This window comes from Anaeroplasma bactoclasticum, from assembly GCF_003550015.1.
GTDB classification, from domain to species: Bacteria; Bacillota_I; Bacilli_A; order Acholeplasmatales; family Anaeroplasmataceae; genus Anaeroplasma; species Anaeroplasma bactoclasticum.
In genome coordinates this window covers 17128-29282 of record NZ_QXEV01000022.1, presented here as the reverse complement: position 1 = coordinate 29282, position 12155 = coordinate 17128, and the positions used below count along the sequence as shown (strand labels likewise).

The following is a 12155-nucleotide window of genomic DNA, read 5'->3' as shown; positions in this document are numbered from 1 at the left end:
CTAGGCTTCACTTGTTCACAAGGCCTCACGGGATAAGCCATAAATCTTTCCTAGTTTACCCACTTGATTTACCGATTAGGGTTACGATTGCCTTTTGGACTTTGTTGTGTCTTGCCAACTTATCCGCCTAATGGGCCTCATTATCAAGTTTCTGTTCGTTGGGCCACTATTTCGCTATTACTTCTTTTCACGCTCCATCACTGGTTTACGCTTTGCAAGTCGCTATCAAGTTCGTCGGCAACTACGCCTCTTGGGACTTTCACCCTAGATTTATAACATGCCCGTCATACAAGAGGAAAAAAATGCCAAATAATTTGGCATTTTTTTATATTCTCTTCTTCCATGTTCTTGGATGGAATAATATTAAAATTGGGAATAATTCTAATCTACCTGCAATCATCTCAAAGGATAATATTAATTTAGATAGCCAAGAGAAATTTGCATAACCACCTGCAGGACCAACTGCACCTAAGCCTGGTCCTATATTTGATATACAAGCTAAGGATGCTGTAATCATTGTAAGTGGCTCTTGGTCTTCTTGTGGCATTGCAGGATTCCATATAGAAATTAATAAGGCACTCGCAAATAATACTACGATATACACAATAAAGAATGCAACTGTAGATTGAATTACATTATCCTCTATAGGCTTGCCATCCATACGAATAACTTCCACCTTTCTAGGGGAAATCATTTGCTTGATTTTAGAGCCTGTATGCTTTGTCAAAATAATAATTCTAGACTGCTTCATTCCACCTGCAGTTGAACCTGCACAGGAACCACAAAACATCAAAAATAATAATATACATAAGGATAGAGCTGGCCATCTTCCTTGAGCACCACTCCAATAATCTGTTGTTGAAAATCCTGTTGTGGAAATAATAGATGCAACCTGGAAATATGAATGGCGGAAGCCTTCTTCTAAAGAAGAATATAGCTTATAAATTTGAAGTGTAATAATTAATACAGATAAAATTACCATAATAAGATACCATCTGATTTCTTCATTATGGAATATATCTTTAAAATTCTTAATGAATAACCAATAATAAATGGTGAAATTAACACCAAATAATATCATAAATGTAGCTATCACATATTGGCTACAAGGTGCATATAGGGCACAAGATTCTGCGGTTGAGGCAAAGCCTCCTGTGCCTGCAGTACCAAAAGACATAATTAAGGAATCAAAGAAGGTCATATTATCATCCCATATATGACATATATTTAAGGAAATGATTTCTATTATAGTCATTCCAATATATATCAAATATAAAATACGGCTAGAGGCACGCATTTTAGAAACAATTTTACCAACCTGAGGGCCTGGGGATTCCGCACGTAAAATATGTACAGAGGAGCCTTCCTTTGATTCAGGAATTACAGCTAAAACAAATACTAAAATTCCCATTCCACCAATCCAGTGAGAGAAACTTCTCCACATCATTAAGCTTCTTCCACCCATATCCATCATAGTATTCATTTCTTCTGTAGTTAAAGCACTTGCACCAGTAGTTGTAAAGCCTGATGCAATTTCAAAAAATGCTGTAAAAAAATCTTTAACATAACCAGAGATTAAGAATGGAAGACACCCAAATAAGGAAATCAATAACCAGGATAATGCTACAATTACAAAGCCTTCTCTAGCACCTAGGTGTGTTTCCTTTGCTGGCTTTATATAAGCCATCATTGCACCAATACCAGCTAAAGATACCATTGGAATTATATAAGCGATTATATTCTTAATATCTTCTACATAAATAAAAGAAGTAACTAAAGGTACAATCATTAAAATACTGACTAAAATCAGCATTTTGCCAATCAAATTACGAATAAACCTATAATTCATATTACATCAATATCTCATCTAAGTCATTTAAAGCTTCCTTTGAAACGACAATGACGGAATCTCCTTTCTCTATAAAGGACATACCCGATGGAATGATAACTTTATGATTACGAATGATTCCACCAATTAAGATATTCTTTTTTAATTCTAAATCCTTAAGTGGAACATTTAATACCTTGGAGGAATCGGATGCTAAAAATTCAATAACCTCAACTTGATTATCTACAAGCTTATATAAAGTTAATATATTACTTCCTCTAGTATTTGATGAACCACGAATATAAGATATGATTTGATTTGCTGCCAAATCCTGAGGAGAAATTACAGAGCCCATCTCAATAGACTCTAAAAGTCCTGCAAAGGATGCACGATTTACCTTTGTAATAATCTTTTTTACAAATAATTTATTTGCATAAAGAGAAATAATAATATTCTCCTCATCAATACCAGTTAAGCAGATTACTGCATCGGAATCCTTCATTCCTTCTTCTCTTAAAAGATTTTGATCGGATCCATCACCAACAATCACTGTAGCCTTTGGTAATAATTCAGCAAGCTCTTTAGCTTTTTTCGGATCAATTTCAATAATCTTGACATTAAAGTTATTCTTAATTAAAGAATCGGCTAAATATGTTGTAATCTTACCAGCACCAATAATCATAATATCCTTAAGCTTTGATTTAGATAAGCCAAGCTTGTTTACAAGTATTCTTGATGCTTCTTGGGAGGATATTACATGAATTTTATCCTTAGCCTCAAATACAAATTTACCTGTTGGAATAATAACTTCATTTCCTCTTTGAACTGCACATACCAATATAGGTACTCCAAGCTTAGATGTAATATTCATTAAGGATTGTCCAACAAGCTCGGAATCCTCTTGAATATATAATTCAGTTAAATCGGCGCTACCGTGGGCAAAAGAATCCACCTTAATTGCTTCTGGGAAATTAATAATTCTCATTATTTCTTTAGATGCTTCATGCTCAGGATTAATAGTTCTGGTAATTCCAAGTGCATCTGTCATTAATTCAATTTGTTTTGTATATTCGTAATCACGAACTCTTGCAATCGTGTTTTTAGCTCCAAGCTTTTTCGCAATTAAGCATGCAAGCATGTTTGCTTCATCTGAAGTTGTTACAGCAATAAATAAATCCGCTGTTGCTGTACCTGAGGCTTTTTGCATTTCATAAGAAACACCATTACCACAAATACCTAAAACATCAAATTGATTAACAATTCTTTCAATAACCTCTGGATTATCATCAATAACGATAACCTCATGGTTTTCCATACTTGCATTTTTTACAATTGCTGAACCAATCTTTCCAGCACCAACAATAACTATTTTCACAAAAATCACCAGCTTTAAGTAATTCTATTATATCACTTTTAAAATGTAATCTCTATGGAAACAAAAACCTTTTTTTACATTTATAAAAATGATACAAATTGTATTTTATTCGTCCATTAAAAGACACATTTCTAAAATTCGGGCAAAAAAGAATGGCACCATTTTGTGCCATTCATTTCATTATTGATCTTCTTTTTCGCTTCTTCTCTTTGCATCAAACTTTTTACGTTCAACAGTATCCAAAATTTTCTTTCTTAGACGGATATGCTTAGGAGTAATTTCTACTAATTCATCTTCATTTATAAATTCTAGACACTGCTCTAATGCCATTACGATAGGTCTCTTTAATACAACTGTAGTGTCCTTATTTGAAGAACGTGTATTTGTTTGCTGCTTAGCTTTAACAACGTTAACAGCTAAATCTAAATCCTTATTTGCAACACCTACAATCATACCCTCATAGATTTCTTCACCTGGGGCAATAAACATAGAGCCTCTATCCTCAAGTGCACCAATAGAATATGCTGTAGACTGACCCTGTGCCATAGAAACTAATACACCAACGCTTCTTTCTGCAACAGATACAGCTTCCATAGGTCTATATTCACTGAAGGAATGGTTAATAATACCATATCCCTTTGTAAGTGTCATAAAATCTGTATTAAATCCAATTAATCCACGAGATGGAATGTTATAAATTAATCTTGTTTGAGTTTCTGTATTTGTCATTGTTTCCATAATACCATGACGGTTACCCATCATTTCGATAATAGAACCTGCAGTATCACTTGGAGTATCAATTACACAGTATTCGTATGGTTCACAAACAACACCATCGATTTCCTTCATAATTACTCTTGGACGAGAAACCTGGAACTCATATCCTTCTCTTCTCATTGTTTCAATTAAAATACCTAAATGAAGCTCTCCTCTACCAGATACAATCCATTCCTCAGAATTACCAATTCTTTCAACTCTTAAGGATACATCCTTTTGAACCTCACGGAATAATCTATCTTCAATTTTAGATGCAGTAACCATCTTACCATCCTTACCACAGAATGGAGATGTGTTTGTACCAAATGTCATTTGTACTGTTGGCTCTGAAATATGAATAGGCTCAAGAGCTTCTTCCTTACCTGCTGTACAAATTGTTTCACCAACAGATACATCAGGTAAACCTGCGAAGGCAACAATATCACCAGCATCGCCTTCTTCAATTTCAATACGATCAAGTCCATAATATGTATATAATTTTTGAACACGGAACTGCTTAATAGAACCATCAAGTCTACAACAAGATACAGTCTCACCAGACTTAATCTTACCACGTACAATACGACCAATACCAATTCTACCTGTATAATCGGTATAATCTAATAATGCAGGCTGTAGCTGAAGTGGTGCCTCACTATCCATGGATGGAGCAGGAATATATTTTAAAATCATATCTAAAAGCGGAGCCATAGATGGAGCCTGAGTTGAAATATCAGGATCTAAGGATGAAGTATTGTTTACTGCAGATGCATAACAAACTGGGAAATCTAGTTCGTCCTCATCACAGCCTAAATCGATAAATAATTCTAATACCTCATCGACAACCTCAAGTGGTCTTGCGGATGGCTTATCAACCTTATTGATAACAACAATTGGCTTTAAATGTGCTTCAAATGCCTTCTTTAATACAAATCTTGTTTGTGGCATTGTACCTTCATAGGCATCAACGATTAATACAACACCATCAACCATTTTCATGATTCTTTCTACTTCACCTGAGAAATCGGCATGGCCTGGTGTATCCAAAATATTAATCTTTGTATCTTTCCATTTAATCGCAGTAGTCTTAGAAAGAATAGTAATACCTCTTTCTCTTTCTAGTGCGTTATTATCCATTACGCACTCCTCTACCTGCTGGTTTTCTCTAAATGTATGAGAACTTGATAAAAGCTTATCAACCATTGTTGTTTTACCATGGTCAACGTGAGCTATGATTGCAACGTTTCTGATTTCCATATTTTTCACCCTTTTTTTAAATAAAAATTTAAACCTGTTTAATTATATATTAAATCAAAACGAGTTTCCACCATTATTTTACTATGTAAACCGATTTCTTTAAAGAGAAAGATGCTAGCAATTGGATTATTCCAAAAAACTAGCATCTGTTTTTTCTATTTTCCACTTAAGCCATAGTTCGATAGTACTCTTGCAGAAGGATCTTTAACATCGCAGCCTTTCCATTCCTTATTTGGCATCCAGAAATCTTTAACCATATCTGCTTGGCCTTTATAATACTTTTCGAATATTTCTCTATATAATAAAGATTCTTTAGTAAATGGTCTTGCAAAAGTATATTTTTTAGACAATTCTTCAAATTCTAAATCTGTATATAAGGATTCTGCATATTCCTTTAAATCATCCACCATAGAATGACCTACCGCATCGGAGAATGCTGCCTTCTCACGATATAAAATATCCTGTGGTAAATAATCTCCTTCAAAGGCCTTACGTAATAAAAATTTACCCTTTCCATAAGTATTCATCTTTAAAGCAGGATCAATTTCCATTACATATTTTACAAAATCCAAATCGCCAAATGGAACTCTAGCCTCTAAAGAATTAGATGAAATACAGCGGTCTGCACGAAGCACATCATACATATGAATTTCATCAATTCTTTTCTTAGCTTCCTTTTGGAATTCTTCTGCACTAGGTGCAAAATCTGTATATTTATATCCAAATAATTCATCCGAAATTTCACCAGTTAATAATACTCTTATATCCGTATCCTTATGAATTGCCTTACAAATCAAATACATACCCATAGATGCACGAATTGTTGTAATATCATAAGTTCCCAAAATAGAAATAACCTCTTCTAAAGAAGATAAAACATCCTCTTTTGTAATAATAATTTCATGATGGTTTGTATGTAAATATTCTGCGACTTCCTTTGCATATTTTAAATCAATCGCATCCTTTTTCATGCCTATAGCAAATGTTTCTATTGGCTCTTTAGAATGCTTTTGAGCAATAGAACAAACTAAGCTTGAATCTAATCCGCCAGATAGCAAAAAACCAACCTTTGCATCAGAATCTAGTCTTTTTAATACGCCCTTTTCAAGCTTATCATGAATATTAAATAATATATCATCCATATCCTTATGGATAGGTTTTACATCTGTTAAATCCGCATAACGAATAAAATGTCCGTCTTTAAAATAATGTCCTGGTGGAAATGGATATACATGCTTTACGATTTCAACAATTATTTTTGGTTCTGATGCAAATACATATTTTCCAGTTTCTTTTGAAATACCATAATACAGTGGTCTTATACCAATTGGGTCTCTTGCTGCAATGATTCCTTCTTTTTTATCATAAATAATCATTGCAAATTCTGCATCTAATAAATCGAACATGTCTAAGCCATATTCTTTATAAAGCGGTAATAATATTTCACAATCGGAATCGCTTTTAAAAGTATATCCTTTAGAAATAAGTTCCTTTTTTAATTTACGGAATGCATAAATCTCACCATTACATACAATGACATTATCCTCATGATAAAATGGCTGCATACCCTCAATAGTAAGTCCCATGATAGCTAATCTTTTAAAGCCTAATAAAGCATGGTCTCCTTCATAAAATCTCGTTCCATCTGGACCTCTTGAATCACTTCTTGCAAATAGGGTGGCTAACTTCCTTAGGTCACTTTCTTTTTCTTCTAAGCCTAAAATTGAACACATATTTCCTCCAATAAAAAAACAGCTATTTTCCTAAATATTTTTAGGACGAATAGCTGTAAATCCGCGGTGCCACCTAATTTACTGGTTTCCCAGTCACTTTTTCATCTTCTATCAAAGATATAAGCTATAACGGGCTGCCCGGCTCTCCCTACTTATATTTCAGGATGCAACTCAGAAGTGTTCTTCCTATAATTCATACCGCTATCTTTCACCATCCATAGCTCGCTTATTGATCTTACATTATAGTACTTTTCTTCGTCTTCGTTTTATGCTTTAATTATAGGACCTTTTTTAAAATTGTCAACAATAATTTTCATTTTTTTGAAATATTATTCGATAATAATCATTTTTTATGTAAAATCAATGAATTAAATTTAAAAAGCCGAATTTTGTTAGAATTCGGCTCAATTCTTATTTTAATTTTGAATTTTATTCGATAGATATTTAATAAACTGCTCTGCACATCTTCCAGACAAGGTTCCATTTCTCATTTGCCATTTTGATGCCTCAATAATAAGCTTTTCTTCATCCATTATAATATTATTCTTTATAGCCATTTCCTTTACCATAGATCTAAACTCATCTATAGATAAGGAGCTATAATAAATCTGTAAGCCAAAGCGATAGGATAAGGATAGTTTTTCTGCTTGTGTTTCATTTCTATGCAAATCATCAAATACGCCACCATTATCACTTATAGTTTCTTTTATTAAATGACGACGATTTGATGTAGCATAGATTACAACATTTTCAGGTTTTGGTTCTATTCCACCTTCAATGATACTCTTTAAATATTTATACTCAATTTCATTTTCTTCGAAGGATAAATCATCCATATAAATGACATAATGATATGGTCTAGATTTTAATTTGTTAATAATTTTAGATATTTCAGCCATTTGATGCTTATATACTTCTATAATTCTTAATCCCTTATCAAAATATTTATTGATTAAAGCTTTTACAGATGTAGACTTACCAGTGCCTGCATCACCATATAATAATACATTATTATAAGGCTTACCATTTAAGAAGAATTCGGTGTTTTCACAAAGTAAACTCTTTTGCATATCATAACCGATTAAATCATTAAATGTGACATTTAAAACATTCTTAATTGGCTTTAATATTCCATTATCTACTCGGAATGCTTTATAAATAGCCATATCGGCTAAGCCCTTTGTTTTATAAAAGCTTTCAATTACCCTAACAAAATTATGGTAATTATTCATTTTTTCGATTTCATTATATAAAGAATCTAATAAGGATGCTAAATAGTTATCCTCTTCTCTTTTAAATTGAAAATATTTCGCTTCATTTAGGAATTCAAATTCTTTATTATATAATTCAAAATATTCTTGGTAATCCATTAAAATAATATTGGATTGCCCAATAGTTTTTTGATTCATTTCAATACTTCTAGTATAGGAATTATCATTATAGATTAATGTATATAATATGTATTTCTTATAAAGATTGCCATTTATTCCATGCTCTATGGAGAAGGAAACAAGGTTTCCTAAGGCCTTTTTAGCTAAGACAGGATCATCTTTTGCTTCTAAAATGGAATCTAAAATATAACCCTTTTTTATTTCGTTCATAACGCAAAACATAAAATTTCACCTCTTTTCGCTTGATTTATAATTAAATTATATCTAAAATGTAGAAAATAAAAAAGAAAAATGATAAAATTAAGACAACAATGAGGAGTTATTATTATGATAGTTAATACAATACTTATTCTTTTAGCTACTGCTACATCGGGTTTGACTTGTTATTTTACTCATACCTATACAACGTGGTGGTGGATTCTCATATTCGTATTGATTATTCCTATTCTATACGTAATTTGGTTTGGAATTTATTTAATTCCACTATGGATAGCATCTTTATTTATGAATGCAAGAATCAAGAAGGGTAAGCCACAGCCAGAAAAAGCGAATAAGCTTTGTTATTGGTTTGTATGGCAAACATCTTATGTTGTGCCATTCTTATTCCGTATTCATTTTACAAGAAGCGGAGAATTCCCTAAGGAAAAGAGTTTGATAGTTTCTAATCATACTTCTAATTTTGACCCAATGCCTATTATCTATTATACAAAAGCCCAGCCTATTACTTGTGTAACAAAGCCAGGCAATCTTACAATGCCTATTGCAGGACCATTCATCTACAATTGCAATTTCATTGAAATTGATAGAGATAATGATTTTAATGCAGTTAAATCTATTGTAAGAGCAGCTAAAGCATTACAAAAGAATGCAGCTTCTGTATATATTTGCCCAGAAGGAACAAGAAATCATCATCCTGAAGATGGATTACTTGAATTCAAGGGTGGAAGTTTCAAAATAGCATTTAAGGCAAAATGCCCAATCACAGTTGTAGCAATTAAAAATACCCACAAGGTAGGTAAGCAGTTCTGGTATAAAAACACAAGAGTGTTTGTCGATGTATGTGAGGTTATACCTTACGAAAAATATAAAGATATGAATTCACAAGAGCTAGCACACTACTGTAAGCATTTAATCGAGGAGAAGCTAGCAGAAAGGGGTTAATATGAATTATTTGCTTTATAATCCACTATCAAATAATGGAAAAGGTGATGAAGGTAAGAAAAAAGCCATTAAGGATTTAAATGGCCAATTCCCTGATTTAGAGGAAGTCGATTATACTTCTATTATCTTTGAGGATTTAGCAAAAGACCTACAGCCAGGAGATAATCTTATTTTATGTGGTGGCGATGGCACACTAAATTTTTTTGCCAACGACATTAAAACCTATACTGTACCAGAAGGAGTTAATTATTATTTATTTCCATATGGTACAGGTAATGATTTTGTTAATGACATAAAGGATAAATGCTTAAATTTAAAGCTTATTGAAATCAATAAATATTTAGAAAAATTACCTAAGGTTAGAGTGAATGGTAAAGAGACTTATTTCATCAACAATGTAGGATATGGTCTTGATGGAATGGTTTGTGAGGTTGCGGATGAAATCCGTGCAAAGGGTAAAAAGCCAAATTATACTTCTATCGCTATTTCACTTTTACGTGGTAAATATGAGCGTAGAAACGCTAAGGTTACTGTTGATGGTGTTACTAAAGAATTCAAAGAGGTATGGATTGCCCCTGCAATGAATGGTAGATATTATGGCGGTGGTATGAAAGCAACCCCAGAACAAAACAGATTAAGCGGTAATCTTACTTGTGCTGTTATGTATGGTCAATCAAGATTACATACCATTACCGCTTTTATGGGAATCTTTAAAGGAACTCATGTAAAGCATACAGAGATGGTTGAATTTCTAGTTGGTAAGCATGTCCATGTAGAATTTGATACCCCTTGTGCTCTTCAAATCGATGGTGAAACATATTTAGATGTTAAAGAGTACGATGCATGGTACGAAGAATAAAATGAGGGCTACTAAGAAAACTTAGTAGCCATTTTTTAATATCTATATTGCTTTTTGATTGGTTTTTTATTCTTCACTGGGAATAATATATAATAAACTGGAATTGTTAAGAAAATAATCCATGCTGGATGCCATAAATTTAGTCCAAATCCAAGTCCTATATAAATACCACTAATAACAAATGGGAAAATATATTCTGGATTAATTTCACCCAAGAAAATAGGCATAAGCGGTATTAATAAAAATGCTAAGCTTCCCCAGCCCCACATTTTCCAAATGAATCCCATAGATAAGAAAATAATAAGGCTTATAATTGGAGTTGCACATATAATTCTTTGTTTTATAGTCATATTACTTAAATTCACTCCTTCCTCTTTTAAAACACCATTAATATAAGAAATGATTTCTTCTTCAAGTAAGGATTGTCTTATAACTCCATAGGAGGCACTAAAGAAGAATATTGGTACACCTATAGATATCAAATAGGCAAGTCCCTTATCTTGATAGGCCATATCACTAAAATATACTCTTAATATATCATCTTCTACTTCTAGTAATATAGATAATGAGCAGGATGTACCAGATATGGTATGAAATACCTTAGAGCCTCTTCCTCTTATATTTGTGGCACAAATTATATATTTATTATCACTAGGGTTATCCATTTGGATAACCATTTCGTTTTTTAGAAGAATCTCTTCTATTCCTTTAGCTAAAAGATGAATAGAAAAATCCTCTTCAATATGAAATTTATATTCATCTTTCATAATTCTACTTAGAAATTTCAGCTAGTCTTTCTACTAAATTGTTAGAAATCGTAATCTTTCTTGATGCAATTTCCTTATCTAGGCCTTCAACAATCATCATATATTCCTGATCGGCTCTATAGTTATCTAAGACAGTAAGTGCATCATCTAAGCATTTAGCTAAAACCTCTTTGTCCCCCTTCTTCTTAATCTCTTCAATAATGGTTGCCTTAATTGCATAACGCATAGCTAAGGAATCTGGAGTAATTGCTCTGTATTCTTTCTTTAATACATCATCCTTCCTTAATTCAGAAAGTCCAATCACACCTGCGGTTGCACCAATTAAGAATATATTTAATGTAGCCGCACTAACAGTTAGAGCAATTGTATTTGTCTTTTCTCCGGCATAGGTTAATTCATTTAATGCCTCTTTAACATCCTTATTCCATGTAGATGCGAGTGTACCAATAGGACCTAATGCTAGGCTTGATACTAATACAATACCTAATCCCTTCCATACATTCTTATCAAATTCATTTAATTTCTTTTTATTAATTGCATAATAATTCTTCTTTAATTCCTCTAAAACCTCACCAAGCTTAGTTAGATTATCAAATAATAGATTTGATACCTTTTCTAGTGATGTCTTTTCATCAAAGAATTTATATTCACTATTTAAAGCAAGCTTTATTCCAAAGATTATTCTTGCCTCACCACTTGCATCATTTTTAAAGAATTCATTAACTAAGGATACTAATTCCTCTTCACACTTATCATAGCCATTACCATTATTATTTAAGAATAGATCCATCTGATCCATATATTTTTTCTTTTCCTCGGATAGGCTATTTGTATTTTTCTTTCTTATGGTATTTACTACCTTATCCTGCCAAACCTTATTTAGCTTATTCTTTTCATCATTTGTATCAATAGGAGCATTATCTCTTATTCTTTCTTCAATGATTTCTAAATCCTTCTTTAATCTATAATATTCTAAGGATAAATATAAATTATCTTCATTTAAAAATATGTTCTTAGTTTCTTCCATA

At 32.4% G+C, this 12155-nt stretch carries 9 protein-coding genes and 1 other annotated feature; of the genes, 2 read left to right on the top strand and 7 right to left on the bottom strand.

The window, feature by feature from the left end; translation table 11 throughout:
- Window positions 1–325: 325 nt before the first annotated feature.
- The 5 genes from EI71_RS07785 to EI71_RS07765 all read right to left on the bottom strand — a co-directional run bounded on the left by EI71_RS07785 (window position 326) and on the right by EI71_RS07765 (window position 8550).
- A complete protein-coding gene (locus tag EI71_RS07785) occupies window positions 326–1849 on the bottom strand; it encodes a TrkH family potassium uptake protein (RefSeq protein ID WP_162849880.1) in 1524 nt (507 codons plus the stop codon).
- Window position 1850: 1 nt separating this feature from the next.
- Complete coding sequence (trkA, locus tag EI71_RS07780) at window positions 1851–3203, bottom strand: Trk system potassium transporter TrkA (protein ID WP_162849879.1); 1353 nt, start codon at window positions 3201–3203, stop codon at window positions 1851–1853.
- Window positions 3204–3383: 180 nt separating this feature from the next.
- Complete coding sequence (gene typA / locus EI71_RS07775; protein WP_119016689.1) at window positions 3384–5216, bottom strand: translational GTPase TypA; 1833 nt, start codon at window positions 5214–5216, stop codon at window positions 3384–3386.
- 155 nt (window positions 5217–5371) lie between these two features.
- Window positions 5372–6949, bottom strand: a complete 1578-nt coding sequence (gene asnB, locus EI71_RS07770) for an asparagine synthase B (protein WP_119016688.1) — start codon at window positions 6947–6949, stop codon at window positions 5372–5374.
- Window positions 6950–6987: 38 nt separating this feature from the next.
- Window positions 6988–7220: a binding site (T-box leader), on the bottom strand.
- 145 nt (window positions 7221–7365) lie between these two features.
- Window positions 7366–8550, bottom strand: coding sequence for an ATP-binding protein (locus EI71_RS07765; RefSeq protein WP_211321079.1), 1185 nt, complete (start codon window positions 8548–8550; stop codon window positions 7366–7368).
- A 117-nt stretch (window positions 8551–8667) separates the two neighbouring features.
- Here EI71_RS07765 and EI71_RS07760 point away from each other — a divergent pair, with 117 nt between their 5' ends.
- Both EI71_RS07760 and EI71_RS07755 read left to right on the top strand, forming a co-directional pair.
- Entirely contained in the window at window positions 8668–9501 is an 834-nt protein-coding gene (locus EI71_RS07760; RefSeq protein ID WP_162849878.1) for a lysophospholipid acyltransferase family protein, read from the top strand.
- A gap of 1 nt (window position 9502) precedes the next feature.
- Complete coding sequence (locus tag EI71_RS07755) at window positions 9503–10360, top strand: diacylglycerol/lipid kinase family protein (protein WP_119016685.1); 858 nt, start codon at window positions 9503–9505, stop codon at window positions 10358–10360.
- Between the two features lie 35 nt (window positions 10361–10395).
- On the opposite strand, the gene EI71_RS07750 is transcribed toward EI71_RS07755, so the two are convergent.
- Together EI71_RS07750 and EI71_RS07745 are read right to left on the bottom strand one after the other, a co-directional pair.
- Window positions 10396–11127, bottom strand: coding sequence for a hypothetical protein (locus EI71_RS07750; RefSeq protein WP_119016684.1), 732 nt, complete (start codon window positions 11125–11127; stop codon window positions 10396–10398).
- A gap of 4 nt (window positions 11128–11131) precedes the next feature.
- A complete protein-coding gene (locus EI71_RS07745) occupies window positions 11132–12154 on the bottom strand; it encodes a hypothetical protein (protein WP_119016683.1) in 1023 nt (340 codons plus the stop codon).
- Window position 12155: the final 1 nt, after the last annotated feature.